Here is a 15,316-nt window from a genome sequence, read left to right as displayed (position 1 = left end):
CTATCTACACGACCGCGTCAGCGGCCTGAGAAACCGTCAGCCCCGGTGTCAACCGAAGTCTGGGCAGACCCACATGCGCTGTTCGGCTGTCGGCTCGGAAGACGCGACCTCGTCCGGGACCTCAGCGAGACACGTCTCGACCGCGAGCTCAGTTGTCCCGACGCTCGTGACGGCGTCCCCCTGGGCCGTTGACGCCCGATGGCGTTTGAGTGCCCGGTTCAGCAGCTCGACCGCGAGCAGCAGAGCCAGGGGTGGGCAGGCCGCGACGATGATGGACAGCACGCTCAGCGTGGGAGCCGCGCCGATGTTGGCACACAACGACAAGGAAATGCCGAACACGAACGCGAGCCATGCAGCCCAGCGACCGCCGGCCTGGTTGCCTTGGCCGACCTTCCACAGCTCGACCGTGGCGGTGGTCAGCAGGCCGTCGACGATGAGCGGCCAGATCGCCGCAGTCGAGGCGTCGGCACCAAATCTCAGAGCGAACTGCGGCCGTGGCGGTAGGAGGCGTAAGCCGCGCCGAGTGGCACCAGGGCCGTGCACGCGCACTGCACCCACAACGCCTTGTTCGTCCCTCCCTGACTCATGATCGCGCCTCCCAGGACGTTCCGTCGGCGAGCGGATGGGCTTCGCCGGTGAGCGCCGCCAACGCGGTGGCGATGTCGGCGAGGCCAGCTTTGACGTAGGTGGTGGTGGCGCTGTCGGACGCGTCGTGATGGCCCGCGTAGGCGTGGGCGATCGCGTAGCCGAAGTTGCGTTCGACCCAGGTCAGCGTGGTGTGCCGCAGCCAGTGGGTGGACACGCCCTGGGTGCGCACCCAGGGGACGTGGCGGCCGATGCGATCCCAGAGATGGTCGTAGCGGCGCTTGGTGATCGGCTCGCCGTGCCGGTACCGCAGCAACTGCCCCTCGGGATGGGTTGCGCCGCGCTGCTCAGCATGCGCCAGCAAGTAGCCCATCAACGTCGGGGACACCGGCTGCCACCGGACCGCACCGTCCTTCTCCCGCAGATAGATCAGGCACTGCACGGAATCCAGATCACGGGGACGCAGGTTCAACGCGCCTCCTCGGCGGCACGCCGTCTCGGTGTGCAGCCGCAACAGGAGCGTGTCGAGTTCGGGGTCATCGCCGGTGGTGGCGGCCGCCTCGTTGATCTCGGCCAGCCCGACATCGTGCACAGCACGACGCGTCGAAGGAAGCCGACGGGGCTTGGCCACCTTCCGCGCGGGATTGCCGCCCTCGGAGATCACACCGTCGTCCTCGGCATGACGGTACAGACACCGGGCAGCCGCGACGAAATTCTCCGCCGCGCTGCGCCCACCACGGGAATTCCGGCGGACCAACGCCTGCGCTTTCGCTTCCTCGGCCAGCTGTTTCAACTCGGTCGGGGTCGGTTCGTCGAGCCGACGCGAACCCCAATGCTGCTCGAGGCGTTTCCAGTACGACGAATAGGCCCGCCGGGTACTGTCCGACACCGCAGCAGCCACCACCGGGATGTATTCGGCGAACGTCGGCACCTCCGGTCGCACGACCGGCGCTGCGAACAGCTCGGCCGGGTCGATGCCCATCTTCGCCAGCAACAGACGTGCCGCGTCCAGCTCTGCCGTGCTACTCGATCCGATCATCGTGATCACCTCCCAGCAGGGAGGCGTGGTAACCGACGAGCATGGTGTCGAGGGCAGCCAGCGGATGGATCACCAGCACGCCGCACGTGGAGTCGACGGCGACCAAGAGCTGATCACCCGCGCGCACGCCAGCCCGCCGCCGCACGACCGCGGGCAAAACGAGATATGGCGTCGGCGGAACGGCGAACACGCCGGCCGGATCGCGATGCACGACGACCGCGCTCTCGACCACGGTGATCGCCAGGCGGTCGCCGGAACGCCAGCCGAGGGTCTTCACGATCGACCGGTCCGCCACCCGCCCCGACGCATCAATCCGCGCGAGGCCGTACTGCATCACGCCCGAGCGAACCGCAGGCACCTGCGGAACAGGGAACGGAACAACACCCGAGGCCGCAGGACGCTCGACCGGAGCTGCCGCTGTGCGAGGCGGGATCACCGTAGCGACGGCCTCGCCACCATGACGATGAGGAGCGCCGTACGCTACAGAAGAAGGATGGCCAGCACGCAACGCATCGTGACTGGCCTGATACTCACTGGTGCGGGAAGATTCACCGACTTTGGTGTCCGAGGGGGGACTTGAACCCCCACGCCCGTTAAGGGCACTAGCACCTCAAGCTAGCGCGTCTGCCATTCCGCCACTCGGACCTGCTGAGAAAAGAGTATACGGCCACCCTGCTCCCTCGTTCAGGGGGGTCCGACTCCACACCCGGACCGGGTCTGGCATCATCGGCCGGTTCTGCGGCTCTGCATCGATCCAGGCGCTGCTACACCCGGTCAAAGCCTGGGAAACGCTGGGGCTCACACGGTTTACAAGACCGGTTCTGCTTCCTAGGATTCGCCGGGCAACCCAGCGCGTTCGAGCGCCCTCAGGACCTGGAGGTTCCGGTATGGCGCGCGCCGGTTGGCGGTCTGGTGATGAGATTTCCGTTGGTGAGCTGCTGCGGGAAACCGGGGCCACGCCTCGGGCGCTGGATGCCTCCGAACCCCTCGCCCGGCTCCGTGAAGATGACACCGGTGACGGCTACCGGGAACGGCTCGAGCAGCGGGCGCGGGAGGCCGCCGCCGCTCAGCAGCGCGCGGGGCGGCGGATTCGGTGGGTCTCCGCCCTTTGCGGGGCCGTTGTCGTCCTCGGGAGCCTCGTGATCATCGCCGTCACCTCGGAAAGCTCGCCCGGGCGGCAAGCCGCCTTGGTTGCCGATCCGCTTGCTCCCGCCACCACTCCGCGGCCGGTTGCCACCACGGCGCCGAGTCCGACGCCGGTGCCGACCGTGCTCCGGCAGACCTCGACCTCCGCCTCTCCGACGACGACGGCGCCCAGGACCACGGCCACCACCAGCCCGACCGAGGCCGCTCCCCCGCCGCCCGCTCCGGTCGCCTCGTGCTCGGTCCGGTACGACATCACCGATTCGTGGCCCAACGGGTTCACCGCCAACGTCTACGTCACCAACACCGGCAACCAGGCGCTCAACCCCTGGACCGCCACCTGGAACTTCACCGCCGGACAGCAGGTCACGCACAGCTGGAACGGCGACTTCTCCCAAAGCGGCTCGCGGGTCACGATGAAAGCGGTTTCCTACAACCTCAGCATGGCCCCGGGCACGACGATCGACATCGGCTTCAACGGCTCGTTCAGCCGCGGCAACCCCGCCGCCGTCGGCTTCACGCTCAACGGCGTCCGCTGCCAGACGACCTAGCCCAGCACCTCGCGCATGAAGCCCACCAGCCAGTGCTGGGCCGGGCTGCGGGCGTGCGTGTGCCGCGTGTACACCGACACCTGGGCCGGCTCGACCTCCATCGGCAGCTCGAACAGCCGGACCCGGTGCTCGGCCGCGAACATCTCCGCCACCAGCCGCGGGACCATCGCCACCAGCTCGCCGTCCTGCACCAGGTACGGCAGCGCCGCGAACCGGGTCACCTCCAGTACCACGCGGTCGAGCAGGCCGCACGCCTCCAGCGCGCGGCGGGGGCCGTCGTGGCCGGTCGGGCCGAACACCGTCACGTGGCGCTCCGCCGCCAGCTCGCCGGACGACACCGTCGCCCCCAGGCGCGGGTGGTCGCGCGTCACCATGCCGAGGTAGCCCTCGGAAAACAGCGGGATCCGGGCCACCCGCTGGGAGCTGATCAGCGAGGACGCGATGAACGCGTCGATCTCGCCCCGGCCGAGCTGGTCGGCCGCACGGTCGACGTCCAACGGCCGGACCGTCAGCGTCACCCCGGGAGCGTGGGCGGGCAGCGCCGCCATCAGACGCGGCAGCAGCGAGATCTCCCCCAGGTCCGACAGGCACAGCGTGAACGCCGTCCGGGCCGTCGACGGCGAGAACGACTTCGCGCCGCTCACCGCCGTCTCGATCTCGGACAGCGCGCTGTGCAGGGGCTCGTACAGCGCGCGGGCCGTCGTCGTCGGGACCAGGCCGCCGCCGGTGCGGCGGAACAGCTCGTCGGCGAACCGGCGCCGCAGCTTCTGCAGGCTGTAGCTGATCGTCGGCTGCGTGACGTGCAGGGACTCGGCCGTGGCGGTCACGCTGCGGGTCTCGTACAGCAGCACGAACGTGCGCACCAGGTTGAGGTCGAAGTCCGGCATCATCGATCCCCTCTATGAAGCACCGAGGCAACATTTATTGGAACACACGCGAGCAGCTCCATAGGGTCGGTCCGACTTCGAGGAGGCCCGCCCATGCCCACCGCCCGCCGGCTCGCCCACGAGTTCCTGGACCGCCGTGGCCTGACCACCGTCTTCGGCAACCCCGGTTCCAACGAGCTGCCGTTCCTCGCCGAGTTGCCGGAGCACTTCCGCTACGTCCTCGGCCTGCACGAAGGCGCCGTCGTCGGGATGGCCGACGGCTACGCCCAGGCGACCGGCCGCCCGGTGCTGGTCAACCTGCACGCCGCCGCCGGCTCCGGCAACGCGATGGGGGCGCTCACCAACGCCGTCTACTCCCGCACTCCCCTGGTGCTCACCGCCGGCCAGCAGGTCCGGACGGCGATCGGGCTGGAGGCGATGCTCGCCAACGTCGACGCGACGCAGCTGATGCGCCCCCTGGTCGCCTGGTCGGGCGAGCCGAGCTGCGCCGCGGACGTGCCGCGCTCGCTCGCGCAGGCCGTGTTCGAGGCCGAGCTGCACCGGCGTCCGAGCTACCTCTCGGTGCCCTACGACGACTGGGCCGTGGAGCTGGCGGAGACCGCGACGCTCGACCGGCAGGTCCAGCGAGGTCTGGCTCCGAGCGAAGCCCAGCTCGACGCCCTCGTCACGGCCGTCGCCGCGGCGCGGAACCCGGCGCTGGTCCTGGGCGGCGACATCGACGCCACCGGGCTGTTCGACCGGGCCGTCGCCCTCGCCGAGCACCTCGGCGTGGCGACCTGGGTGGCGCCGTCGCCGCACCGGCTGCCCTTCCCCAACCGGCACCGGCTCTTCCGGGGCGTGCTGCCCGCCGGCATCGCGCCGGTGTCGGCCGCGCTGACCGGCCACGACCTCGTGCTGGTGCTCGGCGCGCCGGTCTTCCGCTACCACCAGCACGTGCCCGGCGCGTACTTGCCGGAGGGCACGCGGCTGATCCAGGTCACCGACGACTTCGGCGCCGCGGCCCGCGCGCCGATGGGCGAAGCGCTGGTCGCCGACCCCGCGCCGGTGATCGAGGCGCTGCTGACGAAAGTCCCCGCCCGGGGCACGACAAGCGGCTACGTCGAGACGCCGGAGCCCAAGACCGGCGCGAAAGCGCTGCACCCCGAGCAGGTGTTCGCCGCGCTGCGCGACACCCAGGCGGGCGACACGCGCTACGTCGTCGAGTCGACGTCGACGAACTCGGCCTGGTGGCGGCAGATGGACCTGCGCCGCGAAGGCTCGTACTTCTTCCCGGCCGCCGGTGGGCTCGGTTTCGGCCTGCCCGCCGCGGTCGGCGTCGCGATGGGCAGCCCGGATCGCCCGGTCGTCGGCGTCATCGGCGACGGCTCGGCCAACTACGGCATCACGGCGTTGTGGAGCGCCGCGCACTACCGCGTGCCGGTCACCTTCGTGATCCTGCGCAACGGCGTCTACGGCGCCCTGCGGTGGTTCGGCGAGCTGCTCGGGACGCCGGACGTGCCCGGCACGGAGATCCCCGGGCTCGATTTCACGGCCATCGCCGCCGGGTACGGCGTCGAAGCCACCACCGCCGGCGACGAAGACGACTTGCGCGCCCAGCTCAAGACGACCCCGGACGGCCCGCGGCTGATCCAGGTCGACACCGAACCGACCACACCGGAGTGATCATGACCCTGCTCGCAAGAGAATTCGCCGGCGGTAGCGGCGGAACCCACCCGGTCGTCGAACCGGCCACCGGGAAAATCCTGGGCCGCGTGGGCATCGCGACACCGGACGACGTCGCGGAAGCCGCCGCGGCCGCCGCGAAGGCCCAGCGCGACTGGGCCCGGCGCAAGCCCGCCGAACGCGCCGCCGTGCTGCGCCGCGCCGGTGACCTGTGGGAGGCGCACGCCGCCGAGGTGCAGGACTGGCTCGTCCGCGAAGCCGGTTCGACGCGGCCCAAGGCCGGGATCGAAACAGAAATGGCGGCCGGGATCTGCTTCGAGGCCGCGGCCCTGCCCACCCACCCGCTCGGCGAGGTGCTGAGCACCGGCGAACCGCGCTGGTCGCTGGCCCGCCGGGTGCCGGCCGGGGTGGTTTCGGTGATCTCGCCGTTCAACTTCCCGCTGATCCTGGCCATCCGCTCGGTGGCGCCCGCGCTCGCGCTCGGCAACGCCGTGCTGCTCAAGCCGGACCTGCGGACCGCGGTGTCCGGCGGGGTGAGCATCCTGCGTGTCTTCGAGGAGGCCGGGCTGCCCGAAAGCCTGCTGCACCTGCTGCCCGGGGACACGGGAGTCGGCGCCGCGGTGGTCGACGCGCCGGAGGTCTCGGTGGTGTCGTTCACCGGCTCGACCGCGGCCGGGCGGAAGGTCGGCGAAGCCGCCGCGCGTTCGCTCAAGCGCGTGCACCTGGAGCTGGGCGGCAACAACGCGCTCGTCGTGCTGCCGGGCGCCGACGTCGCCAAGGCGGCCTCCGCCGGCGCGTTCGGCTCCTTCCTGCACCAGGGCCAGATCTGCATGACCACCGGCCGCCACCTCGTCCAAGAGTCCCAGGTGGACGCATACGTCGAAGCCGTCGCGGAGAAGGCCCGGCGGCTTCCGGTGGGGAACCCGGCCGAGAGCGACGTCGCGCTCGGCCCGATCATCGACGGCCGCCAGCTCGCCCACGTCACCGACGTCGTCGACCGCAGTGTCGCGGCCGGTGCGCAGGTCCTGGCGGGCGGGAAGCCCGACGCGCCGTTCTACCCGCCGACCGTCCTCTTCGGACTCGACGACGCGAGCCCGGCCTGGCGCGAGGAGATCTTCGGCCCGGTGGCGCCGGTGCGCGCCTACCGCGACCTCGACGAGGCCGCCCGGCTGGTCAACGACTCCGAATACGGCCTCTCGGTCGGCATCCTCGGCGACGTCGGCACCGCGATGACGCTGGCCGAGGAGATCCGCTCGGGCAAGGTGCACATCAACGAGCAGACCGTCGGCGACGAACCGACCGCGCCCTTCGGCGGCGTCGGCGACTCCGGCAACGGCTCCCGCTTCGGCGGGGCGAAGGCCAACATCGAGGCCTTCACCGAGACGCAGTGGCTGACCGTCCGCGCGGACATCGCGAACTACCCCTTCTGATCCGAGGAGCACGACAATGACGACGTCTCCCACCCGCGGCGCGTGGACGGCGGTCCTCTGCTGGCTGACCGTCCTGCTCGAGGGCTATGACCTGGTCGCGCTCGGCGCCACCATCCCGACCCTGCTCAAGAGCGGCTACCTCGGCTTCACCGCGGCGGGCGCGGTGTCGCTGATCGGCGTGGCCGTCGGGGCCGCCGGTCTCGGCCCGCTGACCGACCGGTTCGGCCGCCGCGTGCTGCTCATCGGCTCGGTCCTGCTGTTCTCGCTGTTCACCCTGGTGACGCCGCTGGCGCCGAACGTCGCGACGTTCGGGGTGTTCCGGTTCGTCGCCGGGCTCGGCCTCGGCGCGTGCATGCCGGTGGCGCTGACGGTGATGTCGGAGAACCTGCCGGCCCGGCGGCGCGCCAGCGCGAGCACGTTCACCATGACCGGCTACCACGTCGGCGCGGTGCTGACGTCGGTCCTCGCGCTGTCCGCCAAGGAGGACTGGCACCTGCTCTTCTACGGCGGCGGGGTCATCGGCCTGCTGGCCGTGCCGCTGATGTGGTGGAAGCTGCCGGAGTCCGCGGCCTACCTCGCGGCCCGGGACCAGCACGAACGCGTGGGGCTGAAAGACCTGCTGAGCGGCCGGTTCCGGCGGACCAGCATCGCCGTGTGGACCGGTTCGTTCATGGGGTTGCTGCTGGTCTACGGGCTCAACACCTGGCTGCCGCAGCTGATGCGCACGGCGGGCTACCCGATCTCGACGTCGATCACGCTGCTGCTGGTGCTCAACATCGGCGCGGTGCTCGGGCTGGTGCTGGCCGGCACGATCGCCGACCGGTTCGGCATCCGCCCGATCGCGCGGATCTGGTTCGGTGCCGGGGCGGTGCTGCTGGCGGCGCTGAGCCTGAAGATCCCGAACGCGGTCGTGCTCAACGCGGTCGTGCTGCTGACCGGCGTCTTCGTGTTCTCCGCGCAGGTGCTGATCTACGGCTACGTCGCGCACGCCTTCCCGGCGTCGGCCCGCGGTACCCGCGCTCGGGCTGACGTCGGCGGTCGGGCGGCTGGGGTCGATCCTCGGCCCGTTCGTCACCGGGGCGCTGGTCACCGCCGGGGTCGCTTATCCGTGGGGCTTCTACTTCTTCGCCGTCGTGGCGGGGCTGGGTTTGGTCGCGGTGCTGTTGCTGCGCGGCGAGACGCGGTCCGAGGAGCGGTTGGCGCCCGTGTCCGCCGGGTAGCCGCGAAGGACCGGCCACCCGAGGAGGAACGATGTCGCAGCCCCACGACGAGACCGGCGAGGTGGACTCGAGCGGGAACCGGGTCGTCGAGCCGCCCCGCCGCGAAGAGCCCGACGGGCCGCCGCAAGACGAAGACGCGAAGGCGCGGCCGGGGCATCCGGCCACGCAGGAGAACTCCCGCGGCGGCTAGACCGTGTCTTCCGGATGGCGGCGGCCCTGCGTCGCCTCCGGGTGCTCGGTGCGGCGGTCGGAGTCGCGCAGGACCTCGCGGGCCTGGCCCTCGGGGTCCGCGCTGTCCACGTTCTGCTCTTCGGGCAGCAGCTCGGCGCGGGTTTCGGTGCGGTCAGGGGTGTCGGTCATGCTTCGCGAGTACCCGATCCGGAACGATCTCAGACACCCCGCAGCCAGCCGAACGCGAGCGCGATGACCAGCCCGGCGACCATCAGCACGAGGACACCGGTCAGGACCAGCCACAGCACCGGCATCGCCTTGGACGGCATCGGCTGCGGGTGCGACAGCCCCGACGTCTGGGCGGAGTCGGGCGGCGTGCTGCCCGGCGGCACCCCGCCCCCGGCTTCCAGGTCCGGGGTCCGGCGGGGGTCCGGATCCGGGGGTTCGGCGGTCATGGCGGCACCGTCCTTCCGTCGGTCCCGCGGCGGGTGCCCGGCCCGGAGCCGGGCAAACCCGGGCCATCCCGATCAAACCCGGTCAAACCCGGTCAATCCCGGGACCGGCGGTGGCCGGCGGCGTCGCGGCGCAGCTGGTCGGTGTGGGCCGAGATCTCACCGAGCTGCTCGGCCAGCCCGGCGTGCGCGCCGGTCAGGTGCGGCTGCGCGGCGGCCAGCGGCGGGAGCAGCGTCGCCGGGTCGTCGTCGCCCAGGGCCGCGCCGAGGCGGTCGGCGCTGGCCTGCCCGGCCGGGCCCAGCCCGTCGAGCCCGCTGACGCGGCCGGCGAGCTGGCGCAGGATCGCGGAGTTGCGGCGGGCCCAGTCGGCGACGGCCCGGTCGCCCGCGCGCCGGTCGCGTTCCGCGTCGACCCGCGCTTCGCCGGTCTTCTCGCCGGTGTGCGACGGCTGCAGCCGCAGGTAACGCCGTTCCGCGGCCTGGCGGCTCGCGACGCCCAGCGCGGGCGCGAGCGCCACCCAGCTGGCGCCGGCCGCCCTGGCCGCCGCGATCAGCTCCGGTTCCCAGCTCGCCAGCTCCTCGCGCAGCAGCCGCAGGCCGGACAGCGCGTCCAGCACCCGGTCCTGGTCGCCGGCCCCGGCCCGGGCGGCCGCGACCGTCTCCTGGATCCGGCGCAGCGCGCCGGGGGGATCGATCCCGTCCATCGTGTCATCCTTTCGACGACCCACACCTTGTCATCGTTTTGACGACATGCTAGAACAGCTTCGCGTGTTGACACCAGAGTCGACGAGTTCCCAGGAGGTGGATCCCGATGTTGATGCGCACCGACCCGTTCCGCGACTTCGACCGGTTCGCCCAGCAGGTCTTCGGCGTCGGCACCTGGTCGAAGCCGGCCGCGATGCCGATGGACGCCTACCGCGCCGGCGACGAGTTCGTGGTGTGCTTCGACCTGCCCGGCGTCGATCCCGGCGCCGTCGAGCTGGACGTCGAGCGCAACGTCCTCACGGTCAAGGCCGAACGACGGCCCCTGCCGACCGGTGGCGACGTCCGGATGCACGTCTCCGAGCGGCGGCTGGGCGTGTTCTCCCGCCAGCTGTTCCTCGGTGACACCCTGGACACCGAGCACATCACCGCGAACTACGACGCCGGGGTGCTGACCGTCCGCATCCCGATCGTCGAGAAGGCGAAGCCGCGGCGCATCGAAGTCGGGGGCGCCGGCGACCGCACGCAGATCGAGGCGTGACCCCGGCGGGCCGGGTGCGCCCGGCCCGCCGCCGGCTCAGGACTGTTCGACGCGGAAGACCGCGATGCGCTCCGCGGCCGCCGCGACAGCGTCCGGCGTCGGGGCGTCCGCCAGGCCGGTCGTCACGAACCGCTTCCCCACGCTCGCCGGGCTCGTTTCGACGAGCCGGCGCAGGACCGGCCGCCGCTCCGGCACCGGCAGCTCGGCCAGCCGGGCGACCGACGAACGGCGGCCGCGGGTGAGCGTCACCTCGCCCGCGGCCCGCACGTTCGCCACCCAGGCCGCCTTCGGATAGGCCTGGACGATGTAGCGGGCACCGTCGATCGGCATGACCGCGATGGGGAACGTGCGGGGCACGCCGGTGCGCCGGCCGGGCACGGTGAGCAGCTGCATCGGGCCGAAGGCGACGCCGAGCCGCTGCAGGCCCACGACGATCTTGTTGCCGGCGTTGACCATCCGGCGGTAGCTCTGCGCTGTTGTCATGCCACGACGGTACACGAAGTCATACGAAACTCATATGATCTGCAAGTCATAGTCCATCGCGGCCGGGACCGGGAGACGGCTCCGGCGGCAGCGGGTCCGGCACGGGCACACCGGGTTCCGGGAGCGGCCGGTCCGGCCCCGGGTCCGGGACGACGGGCGCGGGCTGGACCGGTTCGGGCGGTATCGGGGGTGCGGTGGACATCGGTCTTCCCTCCGCCGCTCTGCGCCGCCCGCGAATCGGACGGCGATCACCGGAGGGCTACCCGCCACGGCGGGCCGGGGAAACCCGTTGACCCTGACACCGTGTCAGGCGCTATCCCGGACCCATGACGCCTTTCCGCACCGCGATCGAGGTGGCCGCCGGGATCCGCCGCGGCGAACTCTCGGCGCGCGACCTGACCGAACAGCTCTTCGCCCGCATCGACGCCTCCACGGTCAACGCCGTGATCGCCACCTGCCGCGACTTCGCGCTCGAGGCCGCTTCGGAGGCCGATCGGGCCGTGGCGCGCGGCGACGACGTCGGCCCGCTGCACGGCGTCCCGATGACGGTCAAGGACGCCTTCGCCGTGCAGGGCCTGCCGACGACCTGGGGCGAGCCGGCGTTCGCGGGCTGCGTCGCGGAGGAGGACGCGGCGGTCGTCGCCCGGCTGCGGGCCGCGGGCGCGATCGTCGTGGGCAAGTCGAACGTGCACCACCTGCTGGCGGACTTCGGCCGGACCGACAACCCGCTCCACGGGCGGACGCTCAACCCGCGAGACCCCACCCGGACGCCGGGCGGCTCGAGCGGGGGCGCCGCGGCCGCGCTCGCCGACGGCCTGACGTACCTCGAATACGGCTCCGACCTGGCCGGGTCGATCCGGATCCCGGCCGCCTACTGCGGCGTGTACGGCCTCAAACCCACCCCGGGCACCGTGCCGCTGCGCGGGTTCCAGCCCCCGGGGCCGCCCGCGCCGCTCGCCCGGGAATTCCCCTCGGCGGTGGGTCCCCTGGCCCGCTCGGCGGCTGATCTGCGGCTCGCCCTGGAAGTCACCGGCGGCCCGCTGCGGCCCGCCCGGCGGTCCCGGCTCGAGGACTTCCGCGTCGGCGTCGTGCTCGACGATCCGGCCTGCCCGGTGACCGGCGAGGTCGGCGCGGTGCTGTCGGACGCCGTCGATGCACTGGCCCGCGCCGGGGTGCGGATCCGCGCGGGCTGGCCGGCGGACGTCGACCCGATCGCCCAGGCCGAGGCGTTCGGCTTCCAGGTGGAACTGTTCTTCGCGAGCCAAGAGGGGCGCGAACCGGCCGGGACCGCCGCGCAGGAGCGGCGGCGGGCGGCGTTGACCGCCGCCTGGGAGCGGTACTTCGCCGACGTCGACGTCTTTCTCTGCCCGACGGTGTTCACCACGGCGCCGGCCCACGACGACCGGCACCGCTACGAAGACCAGGTGTACTGGATCGCGCAGGCGTCGCTGCCCGGGCTCCCGGCGGTCAGCGCCCCGGTGGGCGGGGCGCGGCCGGCCGGGCTGCAGGTCGTCGGGCCCGCGCACGAGGACGCCACCGCGATCACGTTCGCGGAACTCGCCGCGGACGTCGTCGGCGGGTTCGTCCCGCCTGGGGAAGGATCGAGCCGTGTTCTCGATCGGTGATTTCGCCCGCCACGGCCGGGTTTCGGTCCGGATGCTGCGCCACTACGACGCGCTCGGCCTGCTGCGCCCGGCCCGCGTCGACCCCGCGACCGGCTACCGCAGCTACACCGCGGGCCAGCTCGCGCGGCTCAACCGGATCGTCGCGCTGAAGGACCTCGGGTTCACGCTGGAGCAGGTGGCCACGCTGCTGGCGGACGAGGTCACGGTCGAGCAGGTGCGCGGGATGCTGGCGCTGCGGCGCGCGGAGCTGGAAGCCGCGCTGGCCGAAGGCGCGGCCCGGCTGGCCCAGGTCGAAGCGCGGCTGCGGACCATCGAGGCGGAGGGCCGGCCGCCGGCCCACGACGTCGTCGTCAAGGAGCTGCCCGGCCTGCGGGTGGTGGAGCTGACGGCGGTCGCGGCCGGGTTCGCGCCGGAGGCGATCGGGCCGGTCGTCCACCCGCTGTGCGCGGAGCTCGGCCGCCGCCTCCCGCAGGCGGACGTCACGCCGGCGGGCAGGCTGACCTGCTACTACGAGCAGCGCGCGGAGGACGAGGTCATCGTGCACGCCGCGGTCCCGGCATCGGTGGGCGGCGGCGATCTCAACGGCCTGGCGGTGGTGGACCTGCCACCCACCCGCGCGGCGACGCTCGTCCACCGCGGCGCGATCGACGGCGTCCTGCCCGGCTGGCAGGCGGTGGTGCGCTGGATCGACGACCACGGCTGCCGGTCGGCCGGGCCGCAGCGGGAGGTGTACCTGGACTGCCCGGAGGATCCGGCGGGCTGGGTGACGGAGCTGCAGGAGCCGATCAGCTAGGCGAACTCCGCCGCTCAGGAGCCGACGGGCTGCTCCACCGGCTCCGGCTTCGGGCTCAGCACCCCCGCGAACACCGCCGCCAGGATGCACAGCACCACCGGCACCCCGAAGGTCACGTTCAACGGCATCCACCGGGTCAGCCCGCCGATCAGCGCCGGGCCGGCCAGCAGGCCGACGTACCCGAGGCCGACCACCCGGGCCATCAACGCGCCCGACGCCCGCGTGTCCAGGTTGCCCGCCGCCGAGAACAGCTGCGGGACGCCGCCCGAAAGGCCCAGGCCGAACAGCGCCCAGCCCACCAGGGACAGCGGCACCCACGGGGCCGCCGCGGCCGTCGTCAGGCCGACCGCCGCCAGCGTCGCTCCATAGCGGACGATCGCCGCCGGGCCCGCCCAGGCCGCGACGCGGTCGGTCAGGAAGCGGCCGGTCGTCATCGCCACCGCGAACGCGCCGTACGCCAGCGCCGCGGTGGACGCCGACGTGCCGAGCACCTTTTCCATGTGCAGCGCGGCCCAGTCGTTCGCGACGCCCTCCGACAGCATCAGCGCGAGTGCCAGCAGGCCGAGCAGCCAGACCGTGCGGCCCGGGGGCCGGCGCGTGCCGACCGCCCCGGAGGAGCCGGCAGCAGGCACCTCCGGAGAAGGCACCGCGGCCGGCTCCATCAGGAATCGCGCCGACAGCACGGAAAGCAGCACGCACAGCAGGCCAGTGCCGGTCAGCGTCACCCCGGTGGGCACGCCCGCGCCGAGCGTCGCCGCGCCGATGACCGCGGCGATCGCGCCGCCGATCGACCACATCGCGTGGAAGGCCGCCATGATCGGGCGTGGGTAGGCCCGTTCCACGACCACCGCGTGGGAGTTCATCCCGACGTCGATTGAGCCGTTGCCGAAGCCGAAGCCGATCAGCCCCAGGCCCAGCGTCCACCACGAGTCCGCGAACCCCGGCGCGCACACCGCGAGCCCCATCAGCACGCCCGCGGCCGGCACGAGCCGCCGGTGCCCCAGCCGGTCGACGAGCGGGCCGGCGACCTGCATGCCGGCGAACGCGGCGCCGCCGAGCGCCAGCAGCAGCGCGCCCAGCGTGCTGTGCGAGATGCCCGTCGCGCGCTCGATGTCCGGGATGTGCACCACCCACATGCCCATCGCGAACCCGTTGAGGCCGAAGAACATGAAGGTCGCGAACCGGGCGGCGCGCGGGCGGGGCGGGACGGTCATCGGCTCTCCAGGGGGACGGCGACGTGCACGAGCACGCCGCGCTCGGCCAGCGCGGCACGCTGGTCCTCGGGCGCCACGGGATCGGTGATCACCACGTCGGCGCGGTCGGCGGGACAGATGCGGGCGAGCGCGGCCCGGCCCCACTTGGCGCCGTCGGCGAGCACGATCGCCCGGGCCGCGACGTCGAGAGCGGCCTGCTTGACCTCGGCGTCGCCCAGGTCGAAGGCGGTGAGCCCGGAGTCGAGGCCCAGCGCGCAGGGGCTGATCACGGCGACGTCGAACCGCAGGGCCCGCAGCGACGCCAGCGTCAGCGGGCCCACCAGGGCCTGCTCCCCCGGCCGCGGTTCGCCGCCGGGCAGCAGCAGCCGGACGTCCGGGTCGTCGGCCAGCTCACGGACCGCGTGCAGGGACAGCGGCATCACGGTGACCGGGCGCCCGCGCAGCAGCCGCGCCAGCTCCAGCGCCGTCGTGCCGCTGTCGAGGACGACCGTCTCACCGTCGCGGATCAGCTTCGCCGCCGCGGCGGCGATGGCCCGTTTGGCCGCCATCGCGGCCGTGGCGCGGGCCGCGAACGGCGGTTCGACCCCCGACGGCGACGCCGGGACCGCGCCGCCGTGCACCCGGCGCAGCACGCCCCGGGATGCGAGGTGGTCGAGGTCGCGGCGGACGGTCATCTCCGACGCGCCGGTCGCTTCGGCCAGCTCGGCGACGCCCACCTGGTCGAAGTCCCGCAGCCGCTCCACGATCACCCGTTGCCGGTCCGCGCTCTTCACGCCGTGATGCTCGCAAGCCGCCCGCGTTCGCACCACCGGTTTGTT

Annotated in this window: 16 protein-coding genes, 1 tRNA gene and 2 pseudogenes; 8 read left to right on the top strand and 11 right to left on the bottom strand. The window is 72.7% G+C overall.

Annotated elements, in window-relative coordinates; all coding sequences use genetic code 11:
- Nucleotides 1–188 precede the first annotated feature (188 nt).
- The 4 genes and pseudogenes from C2L58_RS09825 to C2L58_RS09810 form a co-directional block, all read right to left on the bottom strand.
- Nucleotides 189–587, bottom strand: a pseudogene (locus tag C2L58_RS09825) (DUF2637 domain-containing protein); the annotation flags it as partial.
- Entirely contained in the window at nucleotides 584–1,624 is a 1,041-nt protein-coding gene (locus C2L58_RS09820; RefSeq protein WP_103337251.1) for a tyrosine-type recombinase/integrase, read from the bottom strand. The gene C2L58_RS09820 and the pseudogene C2L58_RS09825, both read right to left, overlap by 4 nt.
- The gene (locus tag C2L58_RS09815; protein ID WP_103337250.1) at nucleotides 1,608–1,958 is read right to left on the bottom strand and encodes a hypothetical protein; all 351 of its coding nucleotides are present in this window, start codon (nucleotides 1,956–1,958) and stop codon (nucleotides 1,608–1,610) included. Before C2L58_RS09815 ends, C2L58_RS09820 begins: the two co-directional genes overlap by 17 nt.
- 224 nt (nucleotides 1,959–2,182) lie before the next feature.
- Nucleotides 2,183–2,269 (bottom strand) — tRNA-Leu (locus C2L58_RS09810).
- Between the two features lie 614 nt (nucleotides 2,270–2,883).
- On the opposite strand from C2L58_RS09810, the gene C2L58_RS09805 reads away from it, so the two are divergent.
- Nucleotides 2,884–3,318 carry a cellulose-binding domain-containing protein gene (locus C2L58_RS09805; protein WP_103337249.1) on the top strand — a complete coding sequence of 145 codons (435 nt, stop codon included), beginning with the start codon at nucleotides 2,884–2,886 and terminating at the stop codon, nucleotides 3,316–3,318.
- Here C2L58_RS09805 and C2L58_RS09800 read toward each other — a convergent pair.
- Complete coding sequence (locus C2L58_RS09800; protein WP_103337248.1) at nucleotides 3,315–4,205, bottom strand: LysR family transcriptional regulator; 891 nt, start codon at nucleotides 4,203–4,205, stop codon at nucleotides 3,315–3,317. The two genes, C2L58_RS09805 and C2L58_RS09800, sit on opposite strands and share 4 nt — an antisense overlap.
- A 93-nt stretch (nucleotides 4,206–4,298) precedes the next feature.
- On the opposite strand from C2L58_RS09800, the gene mdlC reads away from it, so the two are divergent.
- The 4 genes and pseudogenes from mdlC (at nucleotide 4,299) to C2L58_RS49165 (ending at nucleotide 8,707) form a co-directional block, all read left to right on the top strand.
- Nucleotides 4,299–5,867 carry a benzoylformate decarboxylase gene (mdlC, locus tag C2L58_RS09795; protein ID WP_103337247.1) on the top strand — a complete coding sequence of 523 codons (1,569 nt, stop codon included), beginning with the start codon at nucleotides 4,299–4,301 and terminating at the stop codon, nucleotides 5,865–5,867.
- A 2-nt stretch (nucleotides 5,868–5,869) separates the two neighbouring features.
- Nucleotides 5,870–7,297, top strand: a complete 1,428-nt coding sequence (locus tag C2L58_RS09790) for a benzaldehyde dehydrogenase (protein WP_199191193.1) — start codon at nucleotides 5,870–5,872, stop codon at nucleotides 7,295–7,297.
- Nucleotides 7,298–7,313: 16 nt separating this feature from the next.
- Nucleotides 7,314–8,517: pseudogene (locus C2L58_RS09785) on the top strand (MFS transporter).
- A gap of 31 nt (nucleotides 8,518–8,548) precedes the next feature.
- Entirely contained in the window at nucleotides 8,549–8,707 is a 159-nt protein-coding gene (locus C2L58_RS49165; protein WP_158264098.1) for a hypothetical protein, read from the top strand.
- On the opposite strand, the gene C2L58_RS49780 is transcribed toward C2L58_RS49165, so the two are convergent.
- The 3 genes from C2L58_RS49780 to C2L58_RS09775 form a co-directional block, all read right to left on the bottom strand.
- Entirely contained in the window at nucleotides 8,704–8,877 is a 174-nt protein-coding gene (locus C2L58_RS49780; RefSeq protein WP_199191192.1) for a hypothetical protein, read from the bottom strand. The genes C2L58_RS49165 and C2L58_RS49780 overlap by 4 nt on opposite strands.
- A gap of 29 nt (nucleotides 8,878–8,906) precedes the next feature.
- Complete coding sequence (locus C2L58_RS09780; protein ID WP_103337245.1) at nucleotides 8,907–9,143, bottom strand: DUF6480 family protein; 237 nt, start codon at nucleotides 9,141–9,143, stop codon at nucleotides 8,907–8,909.
- 92 nt (nucleotides 9,144–9,235) lie between these two features.
- Nucleotides 9,236–9,844 (bottom strand): HSP18 transcriptional regulator, encoded by a 609-nt coding sequence (locus C2L58_RS09775; protein WP_103337244.1) that lies wholly within the window; start codon nucleotides 9,842–9,844, stop codon nucleotides 9,236–9,238.
- A gap of 107 nt (nucleotides 9,845–9,951) precedes the next feature.
- Between C2L58_RS09775 and C2L58_RS09770 the strand changes: the two genes are divergently transcribed.
- Complete coding sequence (locus tag C2L58_RS09770; RefSeq protein ID WP_103337243.1) at nucleotides 9,952–10,383, top strand: Hsp20/alpha crystallin family protein; 432 nt, start codon at nucleotides 9,952–9,954, stop codon at nucleotides 10,381–10,383.
- Nucleotides 10,384–10,419: 36 nt separating this feature from the next.
- Here the strand turns inward: C2L58_RS09770 and C2L58_RS09765 are convergent, their stop codons facing one another.
- Nucleotides 10,420–10,866, bottom strand: coding sequence for a nitroreductase family deazaflavin-dependent oxidoreductase (locus tag C2L58_RS09765; protein ID WP_233225649.1), 447 nt, complete (start codon nucleotides 10,864–10,866; stop codon nucleotides 10,420–10,422).
- A gap of 326 nt (nucleotides 10,867–11,192) precedes the next feature.
- Between C2L58_RS09765 and C2L58_RS09760 the strand changes: the two genes are divergently transcribed.
- Both C2L58_RS09760 and C2L58_RS09755 read left to right on the top strand, forming a co-directional pair.
- The gene (locus tag C2L58_RS09760; RefSeq protein WP_103337241.1) at nucleotides 11,193–12,491 is read left to right on the top strand and encodes an amidase family protein; all 1,299 of its coding nucleotides are present in this window, start codon (nucleotides 11,193–11,195) and stop codon (nucleotides 12,489–12,491) included.
- Nucleotides 12,475–13,284, top strand: coding sequence for a MerR family transcriptional regulator (locus C2L58_RS09755; RefSeq protein WP_103337240.1), 810 nt, complete (start codon nucleotides 12,475–12,477; stop codon nucleotides 13,282–13,284). The genes C2L58_RS09760 and C2L58_RS09755 overlap by 17 nt, the downstream gene beginning before the upstream one ends.
- Nucleotides 13,285–13,298: 14 nt before the next feature.
- Here C2L58_RS09755 and C2L58_RS09750 read toward each other — a convergent pair whose 3' ends face one another.
- Nucleotides 13,299–14,498, bottom strand: a complete 1,200-nt coding sequence (locus C2L58_RS09750; RefSeq protein ID WP_103337239.1) for an MFS transporter — start codon at nucleotides 14,496–14,498, stop codon at nucleotides 13,299–13,301.
- The gene (locus tag C2L58_RS09745) at nucleotides 14,495–15,271 is read right to left on the bottom strand and encodes a DeoR/GlpR family DNA-binding transcription regulator (RefSeq protein ID WP_233225648.1); all 777 of its coding nucleotides are present in this window, start codon (nucleotides 15,269–15,271) and stop codon (nucleotides 14,495–14,497) included. The genes C2L58_RS09750 and C2L58_RS09745 overlap by 4 nt, the downstream gene beginning before the upstream one ends.
- Nucleotides 15,272–15,316: the final 45 nt, after the last annotated feature.

It is taken from the genome of Amycolatopsis sp. CA-126428, assembly GCF_002904335.1.
Classification (GTDB): Bacteria; Actinomycetota; Actinomycetes; order Mycobacteriales; family Pseudonocardiaceae; genus Amycolatopsis.
This window is presented reverse-complemented; position numbering and strand designations above follow the sequence as displayed.